Annotated in this window: 16 protein-coding genes and 1 pseudogene; 5 read left to right on the top strand and 12 right to left on the bottom strand. The window is 55.7% G+C overall.

All coding sequences use genetic code 11. The features are described from left to right. Window positions 1–201 precede the first annotated feature (201 nt). A pseudogene (locus tag CKO25_RS11575) lies at window positions 202–912 on the top strand (transposase); the annotation flags it as partial. A gap of 443 nt (window positions 913–1,355) precedes the next feature. Here CKO25_RS11575 and CKO25_RS11570 read toward each other — a convergent pair. Together CKO25_RS11570 and CKO25_RS11565 are read right to left on the bottom strand one after the other, a co-directional pair. Beyond that, the gene (locus CKO25_RS11570; protein ID WP_200388087.1) at window positions 1,356–2,426 is read right to left on the bottom strand and encodes a hypothetical protein; all 1,071 of its coding nucleotides are present in this window, start codon (window positions 2,424–2,426) and stop codon (window positions 1,356–1,358) included. Between the two features lie 83 nt (window positions 2,427–2,509). Then, the gene (locus tag CKO25_RS11565; protein ID WP_200388086.1) at window positions 2,510–3,019 is read right to left on the bottom strand and encodes a transposase family protein; all 510 of its coding nucleotides are present in this window, start codon (window positions 3,017–3,019) and stop codon (window positions 2,510–2,512) included. Window positions 3,020–3,587: 568 nt separating this feature from the next. Between CKO25_RS11565 and CKO25_RS11555 the strand changes: the two genes are divergently transcribed. Beyond that, entirely contained in the window at window positions 3,588–4,430 is an 843-nt protein-coding gene (locus tag CKO25_RS11555; protein WP_200388085.1) for a glycosyltransferase family 2 protein, read from the top strand. 427 nt (window positions 4,431–4,857) lie between these two features. Here the strand turns inward: CKO25_RS11555 and CKO25_RS11550 are convergent, their stop codons facing one another. The 5 genes from CKO25_RS11550 to CKO25_RS11530 form a co-directional block, all read right to left on the bottom strand. Continuing rightward, complete coding sequence (locus tag CKO25_RS11550; protein WP_200388084.1) at window positions 4,858–5,439, bottom strand: hypothetical protein; 582 nt, start codon at window positions 5,437–5,439, stop codon at window positions 4,858–4,860. A gap of 667 nt (window positions 5,440–6,106) precedes the next feature. Further along, a complete protein-coding gene (locus CKO25_RS11545; RefSeq protein WP_200388083.1) occupies window positions 6,107–6,736 on the bottom strand; it encodes a class I SAM-dependent methyltransferase in 630 nt (209 codons plus the stop codon). A gap of 3 nt (window positions 6,737–6,739) precedes the next feature. Then, window positions 6,740–8,296 carry an asparagine synthase-related protein gene (locus CKO25_RS11540; RefSeq protein ID WP_200388082.1) on the bottom strand — a complete coding sequence of 519 codons (1,557 nt, stop codon included), beginning with the start codon at window positions 8,294–8,296 and terminating at the stop codon, window positions 6,740–6,742. Beyond that, complete coding sequence (locus CKO25_RS11535) at window positions 8,289–9,617, bottom strand: lipopolysaccharide biosynthesis protein (protein ID WP_338115114.1); 1,329 nt, start codon at window positions 9,615–9,617, stop codon at window positions 8,289–8,291. The genes CKO25_RS11540 and CKO25_RS11535 overlap by 8 nt, the downstream gene beginning before the upstream one ends. Continuing rightward, window positions 9,614–10,078 carry an AAA family ATPase gene (locus tag CKO25_RS11530; RefSeq protein WP_200388080.1) on the bottom strand — a complete coding sequence of 155 codons (465 nt, stop codon included), beginning with the start codon at window positions 10,076–10,078 and terminating at the stop codon, window positions 9,614–9,616. The genes CKO25_RS11535 and CKO25_RS11530 overlap by 4 nt, the downstream gene beginning before the upstream one ends. 681 nt (window positions 10,079–10,759) lie before the next feature. Between CKO25_RS11530 and CKO25_RS21195 the strand changes: the two genes are divergently transcribed. Further along, the gene (locus tag CKO25_RS21195) at window positions 10,760–11,314 is read left to right on the top strand and encodes a DDE-type integrase/transposase/recombinase (protein WP_338115113.1); all 555 of its coding nucleotides are present in this window, start codon (window positions 10,760–10,762) and stop codon (window positions 11,312–11,314) included. A gap of 330 nt (window positions 11,315–11,644) precedes the next feature. Here CKO25_RS21195 and CKO25_RS11520 read toward each other — a convergent pair whose 3' ends face one another. From CKO25_RS11520 to CKO25_RS11510, 3 genes are read right to left on the bottom strand one after another with little or no spacing between them, the layout of a single operon-like run. Next, entirely contained in the window at window positions 11,645–12,013 is a 369-nt protein-coding gene (locus CKO25_RS11520; protein WP_200388079.1) for a hypothetical protein, read from the bottom strand. Further along, on the bottom strand, window positions 12,010–12,798 hold the full coding sequence (locus CKO25_RS11515; protein ID WP_338115112.1) for a UDP-2,3-diacylglucosamine diphosphatase: 789 nt from the start codon (window positions 12,796–12,798) through the stop codon (window positions 12,010–12,012). The genes CKO25_RS11520 and CKO25_RS11515 overlap by 4 nt, the downstream gene beginning before the upstream one ends. 59 nt (window positions 12,799–12,857) lie before the next feature. After that, the gene (locus CKO25_RS11510) at window positions 12,858–13,346 is read right to left on the bottom strand and encodes a peptidylprolyl isomerase (RefSeq protein ID WP_200388078.1); all 489 of its coding nucleotides are present in this window, start codon (window positions 13,344–13,346) and stop codon (window positions 12,858–12,860) included. Between the two features lie 374 nt (window positions 13,347–13,720). Between CKO25_RS11510 and cysS the strand changes: the two genes are divergently transcribed. Continuing rightward, entirely contained in the window at window positions 13,721–15,154 is a 1,434-nt protein-coding gene (gene cysS, locus CKO25_RS11505; protein WP_200388077.1) for a cysteine--tRNA ligase, read from the top strand. Between the two features lie 79 nt (window positions 15,155–15,233). Here cysS and CKO25_RS11500 read toward each other — a convergent pair whose 3' ends face one another. Continuing rightward, window positions 15,234–15,692 carry a hypothetical protein gene (locus tag CKO25_RS11500; RefSeq protein ID WP_200388076.1) on the bottom strand — a complete coding sequence of 153 codons (459 nt, stop codon included), beginning with the start codon at window positions 15,690–15,692 and terminating at the stop codon, window positions 15,234–15,236. A 428-nt stretch (window positions 15,693–16,120) separates the two neighbouring features. Here CKO25_RS11500 and CKO25_RS11495 point away from each other — a divergent pair, with 428 nt between their 5' ends. After that, entirely contained in the window at window positions 16,121–16,657 is a 537-nt protein-coding gene (locus tag CKO25_RS11495) for a hypothetical protein (RefSeq protein ID WP_200388075.1), read from the top strand. Between the two features lie 68 nt (window positions 16,658–16,725). On the opposite strand, the gene CKO25_RS11490 is transcribed toward CKO25_RS11495, so the two are convergent. Then, on the bottom strand, window positions 16,726–17,541 hold the full coding sequence (locus CKO25_RS11490; RefSeq protein WP_200388074.1) for a fumarylacetoacetate hydrolase family protein: 816 nt from the start codon (window positions 17,539–17,541) through the stop codon (window positions 16,726–16,728). Window positions 17,542–17,586 lie beyond the last annotated feature (45 nt).

Below are 17,586 nucleotides of genomic sequence, written 5' to 3'. Positions count from 1 at the left end.
AGCGAGCATATCCGTTGAGATTCAAGCACAGAGTTATTGTTAAATCTGGTATACAGCCGCTGAGGCGGCGACCCGATCTTCCTGATCGACGACTTGCTCTCCGTTGCGGAACTGGACGTTGTAGACGACCAGTTCGAGCTAAGGTGGTCTAATGGCAGCGGACACTTAGTTAAGAGACCATTCCTGAAACTGAGCTGAGAGATAGCAACACGTAAGAAATACACGAGAGAGTTCAATGAGGAGGCGGTGAGACCGGTCACCGAGCAGGGGTACAACAAGACCGAGGCAGCCAAGAGACTGGGCCTCGACCGTAATGTGCTGGCGCGGTGGGTTAAAGAATTTCAGGACGACGAGAGCGATGCGTTTCGCGGCCATGGAAAGCTGACATCCGAGGGAGAGGAGCTGCGGCGTCTGCGTGAGGAGAATCGTCGCCTGAAGATGGGGAGGGATATCTTAAAAAAAGGGACGGCCTTCTTCGCGAAAGAGTCGAGCTGAGATTTCAGTTCATCGCCCAAGAGAAGAACGCCTATCCGGTGACAATGCTGTGCCGATTGATGGGCGTGAACCGCAGAGGGTTCGACGATGACCTGTGGCGTCAGGACCGGGATCCAGACCCGGAGCATGAGGAGAAACTGGAATGGTTCAATGACCTGGATGAGACTTCGGGCAACACCTACGGTTCCCGGCGCATGCCCAAGGCGTTGAGGGCCGTATGAGCCGTAAGGGAGATTGCTGGGCCACGCGGTGGTTAAGAGAGTCTTCGGTTCCTTGAAGTCCGAGCGGGTCCACTGGCGCAGCGACCAGAGCCGAAAGGAAGTCAGTGCAGACATCGTCGACGACATCACGATGTTCCACAACAGTCGGCGATTGCACTCGTACCTGGGCGACCAGAGTCCAGATGCGTTCGAGAGAACCGGCCAACTGGCCGATGCGGCTTTACGGGGAGTCCGTTTTCGGTTCACCACCTCAGCCGATCACGGTGGCCGCTTCGCGTTCGCTTCGACCGGCGGCGCGCACCCTGCCCGCCGCGGTGAGCGACTGCGCCCGCTCCAGAGACGCGTCGCGGGCTTCATCGCTGAGCCTGTGGCGAAGCCGCTTTGACTGGGCTAAAGTCATCAGTGGCAGCGACTTCGAACATCGCTCTCGACCCTCGGTGAGATTGCACTTCCAAGGATAAGAGATTTCAGGGTTTCTGCCATCCCCCTTCATGCCCATCTCGCAGCGCTGTTCTGGGTCTTAGACGGAGTTGTGATCACGGCCGCAATGACTAACCCCCGCAAAAGGCTTCAAAGATAAATTAGACATCCTGAAGACGGTTGTTTTAACCGTTCTTCGGACAATAAAGAGGTTCCCGTTCATGCACTATCATAGATTCGCCGCAGTTGACTTTGGCACAGAAGATAAAGAATCATAACATGTTGATAAATAAGAACATTATCTGTCAAAAATAATATAAAAAGGAATACTGGCAAAAGAGATAATTCGATTCTCTTTTGTGCAAACAAGGTGATGACAAAGAGCATGGCTAAAATCAATCCATATTCGATATAAATCAAAAAAATATCGCTATGAAGAAGAACTCTTGATCCATAAATATCCTGTAAAATTATAATAGATTTTGAATTTCCTAGGCCAATAAATAAAAAATTCAAAAAATCAAAATTTGAGTAATCAAGCAGGTTACGCCAAAGCAACTGCCGACCTTGGCTGAGGTGATTAGCAGTAATACCAAAATAATTTAATATATATTGATCATATATACCATATGAAAACGAAACTACGAAAATTAAATATACAAAACTTACTATAACCATGCTTAATTTACTAACCAACAGCAACTGAATCTTTTTAGGTGCTAGAATTAGAATAAAAATGACAAAGACGCCCAGCAAAGCTATTCGCTTTAGTCCAAGAAGCGCAAATAATCCGAAGAAAATTCCTTTTATATACTGCCGCTGTATCAAATAATAAGATGATATTAATCCGAACGGGAATGCAAGAGTACTTTCAAATGATGATTTTGAATCTAATACAGAAAACTCAACAGCATCGCCTGCGCTACCGCCTATGAATGCATGCAAAATGAAGATAAGAATCAAAACTAAGCCAATTCTATCGATTCGTATAGAAATTTTGGAAAAATCGAAGAGAGTAAAAGTAATAATATATACACCCATGAAAATGGAAGTTTTAATGCCCTCAACTCCGCCAGCGTGAATAGTAAGAAGTGAAAATATGAATATTATGTAGAACGGTATTAAGTCAGGATTAAATTTTATCCGTAATCCCGGAGTTGTTAGCCAGATAAAAAAAATAACGACAGGTGCAGTGTATATCAAATAGCGAGCATATGAGGCGCCTATTAAAGAGATCGCAAGCATAAAAACCAAAGCAAATAGCGCGATTCGCTCTTTTTCGATACTCATCATCGCTCCTGGTGACTAGATTTGCGATTCGTGTATAAATAGTTATTTCAATAGAGTTGTTACGAACGTCTAGATGTTGAAATTTATGATATTTTGTAGTTCCAAAGACCACTGGCAAGGCCGAAAAATTGATCTATGAATGCGGATGACTGGTTCCGAATCCGGTGCGTGAGGCAATGAAACGATTTGATTCCAGCGATCGCATGCTCGATAAGGACACGGATACTTGAGTGATGACGATTCGCTCTTTGTTGAATTTTGGTTAAGCGTGGATGTCGATTCACTTTTGATCGCTTTGGCCTTTTATGAGGTAAACGAATGTCGGCTCCACGTCCATAATCAGTTACTGCGCCAAGAAAGCCAAGGTCGGCCCTCAGGGTCATGCCTTCAAACCAAGAAATGTGTGGAGGCAAGCATTTTTTCATGATCATATAGTCATGTGCTGAGCCACTAAAAACTGGACTCATATAAAGTATTTTCAGGTCATTATTGGTGAGCGTTAGAATTTTGACGGTATGTCTTTTTTTTACCACTTTATCGTTTATTTTGATGGTCATCATCCGATGGTCGGATGCAGGCGACTTCTTTTCCATCAACGATCATATTGCTATATTTTTCAAAAATATTCTTGAACTCGTCGCGTGAGTGAACCGTTCGCTTCGGTGCGACGTTCAAGGACTCAAGAGCGCGGTTGAGCATTTCGGAGTACAACACAACGAAATCGTGTGCATGGCCTGCGCTGAGTTTCAAATGAAATCCAAGGACATCGAAAGTGGGATAGGTTTTAAGGTAGTACAGGACGAAAAAAAGGCGCTTTTCGTGGGTATCGAGAACACCCGAGGGACCTCCTTACGGTAGGCATTAGATTTTCTTGTTACGGAGTTTTTCCTGCAACATTTGGTCATATGCATCAGCGAAGGCCGTAACGAAGGCGTCAAATTTCTCTCGGCTCATGCCAATCGTTGCTTTATGGTTCGATCGCGTTTGAGTTCGGTCAATAGATCAAAACTGTCAACGTTTAAGGCCTTTAATAGCAGATCTCGCTAAACTTTATGATAAACGCGATTGGGATTTATGCACAAAGTACAACTCTAGCGATATAAACGCATAAATTGATCTAAAAAGCTCGCATTTTTTACTCACTAAGCGAAAAGAGAGCCGATGATGCCGATTCCAAAACTATCTGTTATCATGCCATCTTATAACTCTGAAGCTACCATAGAATTAGCAATTGAAAGCGTAATAAACCAATCTTTCAAAGATTGGGAACTTATTGTCGTAGACGATGGAAGTACAGACATGACACGAGATAAGCTGCACCACCATGCGTCTCTGGATAAACGAATTAAAGTACATCATCACAAGCATCAAGGGCGCGGCTACGCAAGAAATAAATGCCTAGCACATGTTCGAGGTGAGCTGGTTGGGATTTGCGATAGTGACGACCTGTCATGTCCAAGTCGGTTCCAAAAACAAATTGAATACTTAGAACGACACCCATATGTTGGCGTTCTCGGCGGGCAAGCCTGTGGCTTCACCGGAAATTCTGTTCCAGACCAAGGTAGACTGATCAGTTGGCCACCCAACTCCAATGATATACATAAAGCATTTAACAGAAGAAGAATGGGGATTGCGAATTGCACTGCAGTGATACGTACAAAACTTTTCAAGGAGCATGGAGGTTATTGCGAAGAGTTACATCGCGCGCAAGATTATGAGTTTTTTGCCCGATTAAACTCTAAGGGAGTTGAGATGTCGAGCCTAACTGAGGTATTAGTATTTTATAAATCTAACCACCCCATCCCAGCTTACAATTATTTTAGAGAAAATTACCTATATACAGAATATGCTAATTATGTCTTGTCGGGCGGTACCTTGAGCTTTAAAAGATTTTCTCAAACTGCACGAGCTAGATGGGGTCGAAGCTTTCTCCTAGTATCGTATGTTAAGTTTTTCTTGTTGATGACAAAAAGACAGTTTAGCACTGGTTTATGTCAATGCTGAAAAGCGGAATGGCAGTCGATAAGTTAGTCGCCGAACAAGCTCGACGCGTTTCAACTTGAGTCAGGCATTAAAGTAGGGCGATAGGGTGTATACTGAGTGCTGTTGATCTGACGTCCTAATTGCTATCAATGTCGCTCCTGTGAAGGGCACCCAAAGACAAGTCAAACCCCTGTCATGGTATACACCACGCGCATCAGTCACGAAAACTTTCGAGCAACACATGCTTTTGAAATTTATTAACAGTACGGTTTTGCGCACGGTGAACGAACGCGCCACCGGTAGGTGTTCCTTCCCCGGCCTGCGGCAGGGGCATGGCCAACAAGGCTTCATTGCTAAGGTACCGAGGCCCCGATGAAACCGCTACATTCCGTGTAGCGTCCGACGGGAGGACACGCCAGAGGCATCCCGCCAGCACCGCGCGTCCTGCCTACGCTGCAAGCCTGGACAGCAGGTAATGTTCGCTATTGGGAACCGTGGTCTCTGGCAGGAGGATCAATTCGCCTTCTGCCGGTCGCCGCACACCTGTATCGTGGCGACATTCCGCTAGAAACACGCCCCACACCTGCTTCATGATCTTCTGTGTGCGCAAACAAACGCATGTCGTCGGCGAGCTGCAGGAAGCCGCCACGCCCCTCGTCACCGCGTGCTCGGATCGACACCAGCGCCGCATCACGCGGTCCAATGGGTTAAGGCACACTTTCAGCAGCAGCCCGGAGATGACCAGTCCGGTCGGCAACCCGGGATGACCGGCCCCGTCTCCGCGTGGCAGCGTCTGTGTGACGTGGCTGGGGATCCAGGCGTCGCCGGGCGCACCGTCAGCGTCATACCGCACGTGTTGAAGGAGATCGCAGAGCCCTTCAGCGAGTCCGAGACGCAACGCCTGATCTTCCAGTGCTTCTTGGATATCGAAGGGGTAATCAAGCTCCAGACATCGGCCAGATGCATTGACGCTCGGGTCCACAACGCCCGTTTCTATGGGGTCGCCGGTTGTCGTGTTCGCGACGTCCAATGCGCAACCCGCCAGAACAGGCCATGCGCACGGCGGTACGGCTGGTAGCACTGACGATCTTCAAGGGTGAAGGGTCGGTTTTCCCAGACGGCTCGCGCACCGGATCCAAGCCGATGTTGATCAACCCCTCGGTACCACTGATACCCAAAAGAGAAATTCGGCATGTACGCTATCCAGATAGGGCGCCAAAAGCACCCCATAAGCCGCACAAACCACTTGAGTTGCGATGGCCGGGCGACAATAGTGCCGTACCGTTCCACCCTTCTTCGGATAGGGTCTTAGGTATAAGACTAGATGAGTATGCGACCCGGCTCGCATCGTTTCGCCCAGCCTCTGCAACTGCTCATTAGGGTTCGTCTGCCATTCTGCAAACTCGGGCTCCGGCGGCGTATCACCGTACCGATACCACTCCCGCACACGCTCCCAAGCACTTGACAGAACGAGCGGGTGGGTCAGTAGTTGAATCGCAGAATCAGTCACCCGGGACCAATCGAAAGCTTGTGCTTACCGGCTTGGCGGCGCGCTAAACGGGGACAGATTTATCTCCTCCTTGCGGACACACCACTCACCCCATCCTTGGCATGCCGCTCTTCATGAATCACCGATCCAGCCTTGCCACGGGAATCAAACCTGTCTGCGTCTTCGTGCAGATGGGGCTACCTGACTCTCATTTTGTTTGGTAGACAAAAAACCGGTGATACGGATTTTCTGAAACGCGGTAGGTTCGCACCAACTGCACTGGCGCAACATGTTGCAAGTCATGCAGAATCCGCGACAGACAGTAACCGACCTTGTTAATCTCCCAGTAATGCTGCCCATCAAAGCGGTGCTCTAAAGGGCGCAGCCGTGGCTTCGGCACGGAGAACCATTTCATCCCAACGCGCGGGATATGAAAGCCCATCGGCCACCGCTTAGCTGCATCAGGTAACGAGATCACGACGCCTTTGGCCGCCACCCGAACCATTTCGCGAAAGATCTCCATGCTTTTTTCGTAAGGTACGTGTTCCAGCATCTGGAAAGCACAAACCACGTCGTATGCACGATCGTCGAACGGCATGGCGTCGGCCGAAGCGATATGATCCGGGGACAACTCAGGATCGAGATCCAGCGTTTCGACATGCGGCCCGAACCGGCTGAGAACCGCCTTGAACACACCCGGCCCAGGGCCGATCTCCAGTACGGTTTCCGGGTCGAATGCCAGCACCTCGTCGGCTTGGTGCCAAAAGCTCGCCCAGCGGCACTTGGTCACGTAGGTGCCGAATTCGTAGATCGACTTGTCAACTTGTTTGTGGTTCATGCTCTAATCTCCCACAAGGTAAGCGACTTGGACAACCCGGTTACGAACCAGATCGGGAACGGCACCACCGCAGGGTTTGAAGAATTCGTTTGCCTCTTCCGCCGTCAGGATCCCGTTCATTAAGACCCGTACGCCCTCCAATTGCGATTCAGAAAGGGCCTCCGAAAGGTCGTCTCTGTACACGTCATGCTCGTTGCTCCATGCCCCTTGATTTATCGGCATGCGCCCACGCATTCTAGCCGACACACTGGTCGCTCTATCGCCGAGGGCTCGGGAAATGACCGTACCGAGTTGGACCCAATGCCCCACGTAACCGCCAAGTCTCGGTATGCGCCCCGAACTTGTCAGCAGCCATCCTGCTTTCCCCATAGGCGACGCGAAAGCAGCACGGAAGGCCTTTCTATCAACGCGGAACTCATCTGGCATTCTCGCGGCTAATTCGTACACTTGGGGAGCCAAAAAAGGTTCCACAACTTCCGGACAGGCCAAGCGAATAGCTAGGTAATGAGCATAGGCAACACGCTGACTACCCAGTGGCCACAGCGTGTGCCAGTTTCCAGCCGATTTCGGTCTAAATTCCTGAATGCGTTCATGATGCGCCAACCGGCGCGCGTCCACGGCTGCGGAGACACCAGGGTCCAGCCAATCCTGTGCTGATGCGATTTTGATACCGGTCGGCTGACCCATGCCTATCGGATTCAGTCTTTCGGGGCCGATTTTCTTGATGTTTTTTTCGACATTGCCCATCCATGCGCTTTTGAATAGCGTATCGGCCGCATATCCTCCGAAAACCACCCCTGCATCTTTTAATGGCTCTGCCAATCGCCCCCAGACATGCGTATGGCGGATATCAAAGCCACCTCCGATAGCGCGGACCCGACTCCGAACATTTTCGCGATAAAATCCATGGGGACGTTGGATAAAAGAAATGTGTCGGTCCAAGGCCCGAGCAGCATGCGATGCGAGACGGACTTCCCGATTGTAGCTGTCGGCAAAGGTGACCAATTCGCACTCAAGCCCCTTGGGCAGAAGGCTCACAATAGCACGGGAGTCCTCGCCCCCAGAGAAGAGCACTTTAATGTTCGTTTTTCCTTCCAGACCAGCTAGAAGTGCCTGCTGTACCCGAGCGCGCAGTTGCGCACCCCAATACGCGAGCGGTTCGTTGCTCTCCTGTTCTTTAGGGCGATAGTACGTAGTGGATTTCACCTCCAATGGAGTGACATCGGTCACCGCACCAGGAGGTGCCACATAGATGCCCTTGAATAGGGTATAGGGGTAGCAAACGGTGCCGTTCAGGAGAAAATCCGCAACTGATACGGTATCCAATGTTCCCTGGGGCATCTGTTGAAAGACTTCAAGTGGCGTCTTTCCAGCCAGAACCTGGTTATGTTCTTGCGCATAATACAAGGGCACACTACCGGCATGATCGGTAACAAACCGTACCGAATCACTGCTCAACCGCTCGAACCAGCCAAAAGGCAGCATGCGTTCGCGGAGGCGCTCACCGAGGATCACTAGGTCACGCTCCATGCCCGCGGAACTAACGTTATCTCTACCCATGTAATCTCCCGTTCTCAAGGCCATATACTGTCCGTAACACCCATGCAATCAAGAACAAATTGAGAACGACGCCGACCACAGCGAACAGAGTCACGGCGACAACGTCACTTTGGAAAAGTAAGACACCCAGAACAATCGCCGAAACCCGCACAATGACGCTAGCCAATTCATATAACAGGAAACCGCGCTGAAGCGAAAGGACCGGAATCGTGGCCACACTCGGGCGATTGATAAAGCCGGCCAAAAGCCATAACGCTAACCACCGCGCGTATTCGCCGGCCATCGCCCAATCGCTGCCGAAGACAAAGCTGAACAGCATGGGCCCGAAAACAACAACAAGACCGAAAGGGACGACCCCTATGGCAAACATGGCGCCCGTGGCTCTCACGATGTGGCGGGTCAGGTTCTCACCGTTGTGGGCCGCTTCGGTGATACGGGGATAGAACACATCGTTGACTGCCTTGCCCACGAGGGTACTGGGCATTCCCATAACCATTGTTCCCAACGTGTAGAACCCCGCTGCCGCTGGCCCAAAGAATGCCGCTAGCATCAACACCGGCAGGCTTTGCGATGCGGCGTTAATGAAGATCTGCGGCGCCCGGTAGAGGGGGAAGTCGCGGTGACGATACGCGAGTTCACGAAGCGGGGTGCGCGGGTCATGGCGCTCGAGGTCGTCGCTGCGCTGGTAACGCCGACGGGCACCGAAGAATAACAGCCCGGCATAAAGGGCTTGGCCCAGTGTGGAAAGCACGATGAGCACAGCACCCACGGGGTGCAACCACCCAATACCGCTCTTCGCGCTGTTCAGAATCAGCGATTGCGCAATGGCGGCGCGGGCAATGACGCCGAACTCTTTCTTGCGGATCAACCATTGCGTAACGATCTGCTGCCAGGCGGCGAACAACATTGCCACGGGGATGAGGAGCAGGTATCTGGAAACCGATTCGGCACCGAGCGTGACGGTCAGCCAGTCCCCGCTGATAACAAGTAGAGCAGCGGCAAACAGGGCAATCGCCACCGATAAGATGGCAGACAGACGGACCAGTCCGATGGCGTCCCGATCGTCCTTGGGTAGAACGATGGCTATGGGGTAGGCAAGCGCGGCAAGCGGGACGGCGACGGCCACGATGGCCATGAAAGTGCCTAACAGGCCAAAGGCCTCCGGACCATAAATACGCGTAATGATCGGCGCAAAGGCCATCGTGATGGCCTGCGCTCCGGCCGTGCCGGATGCGACCATCGCGACGTTGCGCGCGAAGCGGCTGCGCCATATTCGCCCCGTTTCCCGACGCAGCGTTGTAGTTATCGCGGGTCTGTTCACTTGTCTCCTCGGAAAAACGGGGCCGGATGTATCTTCGCTGGCAGCGTCTCGCCGGCCAAGTCGAATGCACATCTTAGCGTGGGAGAGTGCCTCGCACGCGGATCGGCGTCTAACGCGGCACCGAACTCAGCCGCGCTTGCGGTGCGTTCACGATCAGTGCTTGCTACAAAGGGGCGGATGAGCAGCTCGAAGGCGAAGCGCGAGGGACGCTCGGCCATCGCTGGATCTAGGCGGAGCGGCTCGACCGGGATGCGCGCATCTGGCAACACACCCTGAGTGACGAACCGCTTCGCGACGTTGAGGGCCTGGAAGACAGTCGTCTTGCCGGATGCATTGCCGCCATCAATGGCCGCGATCGGCAGAATCTTCGTGCGGTATTGCTCCACACGCGGGACGCGTTCGGTGTGCTGCCGTTCGGCTGTACCCACCATGGAGAACGTGACCGGGTCGCGGAACGACATCCAGGGAACCGTAGGGACCACGGCATCGCAGCTTCAAGACCGGCGTGCAGGTTGAATTGCGGGCCATAAGCACGCTACCGCCCTACCTTGTCAGCCGGTATTAGCTGTGGTGGCGAATTGTCTGGTCGTCGTTGGTTCATGGATTCAACCTGAGGGGCGGTATCTCACCATCTGTCCGTGGTTGGGTCAACGACGGCAGGGTGGGGTTGGGCGGAGGTTGGCGGGTTGTTCAGTGACCTTGAGCCATGGAAGCGGGTTTGCCACGGATGGGCCCGGATAAACACGGATGATTGATGGGTGATGCTGGAGGGCGTGGAACTGTAGCTTGGTAGACTGGTGAATGACGGTGGGGCGTGAATTCGCATCGCCAGCATAAGGGCGACATTGGGTCAGCAGGAATCAGACGTGACGACTCTGAACGCCGGTCGGGTCGCCGCGCAAGTCGGCTCCTGATATGGATTGACCTGTCAAGCTTTGTTGTGGTGCTCGATTGAAACCTCCTGCAATCAGCGTCTTCGGGTCAGGGCATGACAAGCGAGCTGCGACGGTGGATCACTCTGATAGACGTGGGTTGGTGACCGACCGGACGTCACTTCGTCACGGAGCTGCCCTTCTCTACGCTCGAGGGTCAGCCCTTCCAAGGAAGGGCGCCTCATAGGAGCCTCCGGGGTTCTCCTCGCGGTGCGCCAGCGCCTCGAGGTTCCGCCCGATCTGCCGCTGCCGCCCGCGACCGTGCATCGACTGCTCGCCCGCAATGGCCTGATGGACGCGGCCAAGACGGCCGGTCAGACGCAGGACCGGCGCCGCTTTACCTTTGAGCAGGTCGGGGAACTGTGGATGAGCGATGTGATGCATGGCCCCGCCGTGGTGGTCGGGGATCGGGTCAAACGCAAGACCGATCTGATCGCCTTCATCGACGATGCGAACCGGGTGATCCCCTATGCGAGCTTTGCCTTCTCGGAGAACACCCGGACCTTTCTGCCGGTGCTCGCGCAGGCGATCCTGCGCCGCGGCCTTGTCCAGAAGCTCTACGTCGACAACGGTGCGAACGACCGCTCCAAGCAGTTGGCCCTGGTCTGCGCCAATCTCGGCATCGCGCTGATCCATGCCAGACCCTACCAGCCACAAGGCAAGGGCAGGCAGACAGGGTGGGTTACGACACCCCTGTTTCCCGGTGCACATCGGTCACCGCGCGGGCACTGGGCGGCATCATCTGATCGACCACCTTGGCTTTGAACTCTTCTCGGTACCGTGGCATTCCATCTAATCTCTCCGGTCCCTCGAGGGTTCACTTGACTGCGTCAAATCCAGCGGACTTCTATGCTAACAGAGGGGGTGGGAGGGCTGACGGGCGCAATCCTGTCAGCCCGACCCCATCCCCTATGATCTGTTTTATTTAAAAAGGCCTGAATCGTGTCCTTATCGAAAGGCATCATAAAAAGCGCTCGAATGAGATTTTAGCGGAGAAAAGAAATCAAGCAACTGATTTATATAATAAAATAACCTCATGAAATCCAGGAGGCTAAAAATAAGTCAGCGAAAAAGGTCGTTGACATGGGAGTCACTTCACCCTGAAGGGCCCACCGCACTCACACCACCTCGAAAGGGCACTAGATGCCCCTCGTCATCGAGTGTCCAGCGGGTTCCATCGGTTGCGACAATCCCCATTTCCAGCCGCCAGCGCTCGGGTAGAGGGCGTGGTAGTGCAAGCATGCCACCAGTCGCCGTATCGAGCAGGGTAAAATCCAAGCGGCCTTGAACGGGAGCGGTGATGTCGACGCGGACACGCCAGCAGCCGTTCCATTCACGGTGGAAATCAAATGCCAGTTCCACGGGACCGACCAGTTCAGTCAAGACCTCTCGAATGAGGTTCCGGGCAACCGTGACGCGGCGGCGTAGATCGGTCAATGGTGTTGGTGTTGCAATCGTTGTCATGATGCTGGCACTTGGTTAGGACGGACCGCGTCTCGGCACCAGGTATCCTGTGGCTTTCCGCTGACAGCGCCCACGTTCCCGCTGCGAGCGACAAGCACTTCGCCGTGATCCGAGTGCCACTCGGATAACACATGACGCCATACCACGCGCCCATCGATCGTCAGGCGATGATCGCCTGGGCGATGGGTGTGCCCGTGGATCAAGCGGTTTGCGTGGTGGCGGCGTAAAACATCGATGACAGTCGCTGGATTGACATCCATGATGGCTGCGGGTTTCTCGGCCGTTGCGGCGCCACTCTGTTGACGATAGCGATCTGCAAGTGTGCGCCGCCAGCGCAGCGAGCGCCATAGGAAAAGGCGTTTCACGATGGGGTTGCGAATGCGGCGGCGAAAGCGCTGATAGGCGATGTCATCACTACAGAGCAGGTCGCCGTGCATTAAGAGGATGCGTTCGCCCTGGAGATGGATCAACGTCGGATCGCTCAGCAGTTGACAGCCGGTTTCGCGAACAAATTGGCGTCCAATCAGGAAATCGCGATTCCCATGCATGAGATGGCAGCGGACTCCGGAATGGGTCAGTGCTTTGAGCGCGGCCTGGACCTCAAGGTTGGGGGAGCGGGCGTCGTCGTCCCCGATCCAGGTCTCGAAGATGTCGCCGAGTAAGTAGAGGTCTGCCGCGTCGCGCGCGCGACCAGCAAGGAACGCGAGGAAAAGATTGATCGTCGCCGGGCGGTCCGGCGACAGGTGCAGATCGGAGAGGAAGAGACTCGGACCGTTCGGATGCACGATGACCGAGACAGATGTCGCAGCGATTCTTCGTTCAGTACCAAGCGGTTGGCTTGCAATCACTCCATGATGATCGCGCGCTCGATGATGACATCCTCCACGGGCACGTCTTGATGACCATGGCGGTGACTCGTTGGCACGCCCCGAATGGCATCGACCACCGTCATGCCGTCGACCACCTGACCGAAGACACAGTAGCCCCAGCCGTCCTGACCCGGGTAGTCGAGGAAGCCGTTGTCGGAGACATTGATGAAGAATTGCGAGGTCGCCGAGTGTGGGTCCATGGTCCGTGCCATGGCGAGGGTGCCGACCAGGTTCTTGAGGCCGTTTTTGGCTTCATTAGTGATCGGCTCACGGGTCGGCTTGGGATTGAAGTCCGGTGTCAGCCCCCCGCCTTGAATCATGAAACCATCGATCACCCGATGGAAGAGGGTACCGTCGTAGTGACCATCCCGCACATATTGCTCGAAGTTGACGCAGGTTTGCGGTGCTTTTGCGGTCTCCAGTTCGATGAGAATGTCACCATGATTGGTGGTGAGTTTGATCATGTCGATCTCCCCTGACATTGTGTGGTGCACCAGTTGGCTGGTCATGTGTTCTGTCGTGCACCGTACGGCTGGCCTCGGGGGACTCCCCTGTCATTGGCCGGATCGCTTGACGCCGCGATGATGATCCTATGGTACGGGCTTTACGGAGACGGGGAAAGGTGGCATGGGTTACACGGCCGCGATCCCGCATCAGATTTCGCTTCATCAGCCTCGCTTCAGTTGCCCGCTGGCGAACCGGATCCTGCCCCGATCCCCTGATCCAGACGCGCTTTGATACCATGAGGTGCGCCGCGGATCACCCTCGGTCACGCGAAAGTCCCTGGGTTTATAATCGCGGTCCGAGTCCCTGTTTCCACCTCAGTTGAGTCCTGTTCATGCTACAGATCCACAATAGCCTGACCCGTCGCAAGGAGCCGTTTCAGCCGATCGAGCCCGGCCAGGTTCGCATGTATGTCTGTGGGATGACGGTCTACGATTATTGTCACCTAGGCCATGCTCGCGTCATGGTGGTCTTCGACATCGTCTACCGCTATTTGCAGGTCCTTGGTTATCAAGTGACCTACGTCCGGAACATCACTGATATCGATGACAAGATCATCCGTCGGGCCGCGGAGGCCGGGGAGTCGATCGACACCCTGACCGGGCGTTTCATCGAGGCTATGCAGACCGATGCGGAGGCGTTGGGCGTCCTGCCGCCGAGCGCGGAGCCGCGGGCCACCGCGCATATGGACGAGATCCTTGCGATGGTGGGGACCTTGATCGATAAGGGTTTCGCGTATCCTGCCAAGAACGGTGACGTCTACTATGCCGTCGGACAGTTCGCCGACTACGGCAAGCTCTCGGGGAAGGACCCGCGTGATCTGCGTGCCGGCGCACGGGTCGAGGTGGACGAGGCGAAGCGCGACCCGCTGGACTTCGTACTCTGGAAGGCGGCGAAACCGGGCGAACCGGCCTGGAATTCACCCTGGGGACCAGGGCGCCCGGGGTGGCACATCGAATGCTCGGCGATGAGCACCTGCGCATTGGGTCATCACTTCGATATTCACGGCGGTGGCGCGGATCTGCAGTTTCCACATCATGAAAACGAGATTGCGCAGTCCGAGGGTGCAACCGGCGAGCCCTTCGTGAATGTCTGGATGCACAACGGGTTCGTGCGGATTAATGACGAGAAGATGTCGAAATCGCTCGGCAACTTTTTTACCGTCCGTGACATTCTGCAACGCTTCCGCCCGGAGGAGGTGCGCTATTTCATCCTGACGAGTCATTACCGCAGTCCCTTGAACTACGATGACGCACACCTCGAGACGGCGCGCTCGGCATTGACCCGGCTCTACACCGCCTTACGTGGTCTGCCACCAACACGCGCCGCGTCCGAGACGCCCGCCGCTCCGGCGGAGATCATCCTCGCAGCGGATGAGACCTCGCCGCGGCTCACCCCTTACCGAGCGCGCTTCCACGCGGCCATGAACGATGATTTCAATACACCCGAGGCCTTGGCCGTGCTGTTCGACCTCGCGCGTGAGATCAATCGGACGCGTGTGCGGGATCCCGCGACGGCAGCGGAACTCGCCGAGGGTTTGCGACACCTCGGGTCGGTACTCGGCCTCCTCGGTGATGACCCAGACGCTTATCTGCGGGGCGGGGTGGGCGAGGACTCCGACGAGGTGATCGAGGCCCTGATCACGGCGCGTATCGCAGCACGTGCGGCAAAGGATTGGACGGAGGCCGACCGCATTCGCGACCAACTCACCGCGGCGGGGATTCTCCTGGAGGACGGGGCGGAAGGGACCCGCTGGCGACGGGCGTGATACCGCGGCTTCCCAACCCACAACCGGCGTCAAGGCATGCGTGGACGGACCACGCGGGCGGCGTTCCCCGGACCCGCGCTCAGGGGGTGAGCGCCCTGCGGCAGGCCTGCTCACAATCGGCCGCCTGATTCGCGCAGTTGCCAAATCGGTTCTCGGCGCACGGCCACCACGCATACCCACAGTCCGAACGCTCGAAGGTGGATGCCAGACACCAGCGATAATCCCGAAAGGCCGCGCTGTAACCCGCTTGGCATTGGCGGTAATCAAAACGCGCCTGGGCATTGCACTGCTCTTGGACGTCCTGGCAACGGCCGATGCAGGCGAGTTGCCGAAGATGATCGACGGGATGTGTCGCAGACGTCGCGTGTTGGGCGCAGCCGGTGACGACAAGACTCAGCAGGATCGCGACCAGCGCGAACGTGCCGAGCTGGCGCGGCCTGACCGCGGCGTTGCCTGGAGCACGCCGAGGCGGGTGATCTGTACTCGAGCTGGCTTGGGTCAGACGGGTTGACCGAGGCGGTGGGGGCCTGCGTTGCATCGGTGACCTCGAATCCTGACGATGGGATCTAGACGCCCGGTGGTGATGGCGATCTCTGCCGGTTTCTGCCGAGTCAGAATCCAGCAACGCCCTGATCATGGGTCGTCCATCGGGACAGCGGTCGCGGCCCCTCGCCATGCGCTCATCGCTCAACCCGACGCGCGCGCATGTTCATTGAGGGTTGCCATGATGCGAGCCATGCGTGCCTGACGGTCGATGACGCTGGATGTATCAGAACACGTTCGATTTGGATGGGCAAGAATGCCGATTCGGAACCGGTGCGCCGACCGGCCATGGGCGGGGCGGACCGCATCAGCCGGTTTGTCCTGTCAGCGTCTCCTGGCCCACGGGCTTTGAATCGGTTGGGTCGATTGTGGTTCGATCCAATCCTTGTCGACAACGATCTCAGACCCCCCCGGAGTCCGTGCATGACACGCCTGCCATTGGTTGTCGCCCTCTCGATCCTCGCGAGCGGTTGCGCGCTCATTCCACCGACCCATTTCGGCGGTATCGCGACCAGTGTCTCGGCGATGGACTACGCCGAGCAGCTGTGCAGTGTCGTGGAACTGGAGGCCTATGCGACCTGCTTGAACGAGATGCTCGACGACATCGATCAGCGTGGCAGTCATCTGCCCGCCGGGTTTTCGACCTCAGGTCCCTTTGCCGTCATTCTGGGGGGCGAGGTCTATCTCGGTTCCTATCGGTCGTCCCCTTTTGCGGCTGCGTTCCAAGTCACTAGCGGGGAACGTCAATGTCGCGGGGGATACAGTGCCTTCCATGGCTCGGCCGATGCGGTCTTCGACGTTCATTGTGATGACGGTCGCAGTGGTTGGGCCGACACCGTGCGTGCCCTCGACGGACGCAATGGGATTGGCACCATCAAGCTCGACGATGGGACCGAGGGTCGCATCGTCTTTGGTTATCTTCCCTTGGGCGACGTGGAGCGCTGGAGTCGTCCGGACTGAGAGGGGCAGAGACCCAAGGTCATCTCGCGGGTGATGGCATCAAGAGTCTGGGCCCCATCCCCACCGGATCAGTGACGGGGTGGGGCATCGGTCACGGGATTTTCGAGTTTGCCGACTCCCTCGATCTCGATCGTGACCCGATCGCCAGCGCGGAGGAAGCGGGGTGGCTTGCGCGCGACTCCAACTCCCGGGGGCGTCCCGGTGATGATCAGGGTCCCGGGCAGGAGCGTCGTGTCGCGGCTCAGGAACGCGATGAGTTCGGCGATGCTGAAGATCATGTCGCTGGTGTGGCCATCTTGCAGCCGCTCGCCATTAATGGTGCAACTCACCTGCAACGACTGGGGGTTCGGGATCTCGTCCGCCGTGACCAGGACCGGGCCGAGTGGGCAGAACCCGTCGAAGCTTTTACCCCGAATCCATTGTCCAGCTCCTCCCTCCTTCTGCCAACGCCGGGCCGAGATGTCGTTTGCACAGGTGTAGCCCAGCACATGATTGAGTGCGGTGTTGACTGACACGTCGCGCGCGGTGCGGCCGATCACGACCGCCAGCTCGGCCTCGTAGTCGACCTCCGGTCCCTGATCGCAGGCGTGGGGCAGCAGGATCGGTGCCCCGGGATCGGTGATCGCGGTGGTGGGTTTCATGAAGACGACCGGATGCACTGGGATCGCGGCGCCTGTTTCAGCAGCGTGGGCGCGGTAGTTCAATCCGATACCGTAAATGTTGACCGGGGCGATCGGGGCGAGCCAGCGGGAAACCTCGAACACCTCCGTCGTTTCAGTCAAGGACTCATAGAGGCGTCCACTGAGGCGATGAGCATGACTGGCATCGATCGGCGTGCCGAAGTGAACATGACCTTGGGGGTCCATGAAGCGGGCGATTTTCATCTGGTGCTCTCGCAGGTGGTCGGTGATGGTGGTTGGAATCAACCC

The organism is Thiocapsa imhoffii (genome assembly GCF_016583985.1).
GTDB classification, from domain to species: Bacteria; Pseudomonadota; Gammaproteobacteria; order Chromatiales; family Chromatiaceae; genus Thiocapsa; species Thiocapsa imhoffii.
The sequence above is the reverse complement of the archived record's forward strand: the minus strand, read 5'-3'. Positions and strand labels throughout refer to the sequence as shown.

Bases quoted from the DNA above. Each gene is read 5' to 3' on its own strand.
- CKO25_RS11540 (WP_200388082.1), bottom strand. From the start codon at position 8,296: ATGGGTAGAGATAACGTTAGTTCCGCGGGCATGGAGCGTGACCTAGTG.
- CKO25_RS11555 (WP_200388085.1), top strand. From the start codon at position 3,588: ATGATGCCGATTCCAAAACTATCTGTTATCATGCCATCTTATAACTCT.
- CKO25_RS11520 (WP_200388079.1), bottom strand. From the start codon at position 12,013: ATGACAACGATTGCAACACCAACACCATTGACCGATCTACGCCGCCGC.
- CKO25_RS11570 (WP_200388087.1), bottom strand. From the start codon at position 2,426: ATGAGTATCGAAAAAGAGCGAATCGCGCTATTTGCTTTGGTTTTTATG.
- cysS (WP_200388077.1), top strand. From the start codon at position 13,721: ATGCTACAGATCCACAATAGCCTGACCCGTCGCAAGGAGCCGTTTCAG.
- CKO25_RS11530 (WP_200388080.1), bottom strand. From the start codon at position 10,078: ATGTCGTTCCGCGACCCGGTCACGTTCTCCATGGTGGGTACAGCCGAA.
- CKO25_RS11495 (WP_200388075.1), top strand. From the start codon at position 16,121: ATGACACGCCTGCCATTGGTTGTCGCCCTCTCGATCCTCGCGAGCGGT.
- CKO25_RS11510 (WP_200388078.1), bottom strand. From the start codon at position 13,346: ATGATCAAACTCACCACCAATCATGGTGACATTCTCATCGAACTGGAG.
- CKO25_RS11500 (WP_200388076.1), bottom strand. From the start codon at position 15,692: ATGCAACGCAGGCCCCCACCGCCTCGGTCAACCCGTCTGACCCAAGCC.
- CKO25_RS11565 (WP_200388086.1), bottom strand. From the start codon at position 3,019: ATGGAAAAGAAGTCGCCTGCATCCGACCATCGGATGATGACCATCAAA.
- CKO25_RS11490 (WP_200388074.1), bottom strand. From the start codon at position 17,541: ATGAAAATCGCCCGCTTCATGGACCCCCAAGGTCATGTTCACTTCGGC.
- CKO25_RS11545 (WP_200388083.1), bottom strand. From the start codon at position 6,736: ATGAACCACAAACAAGTTGACAAGTCGATCTACGAATTCGGCACCTAC.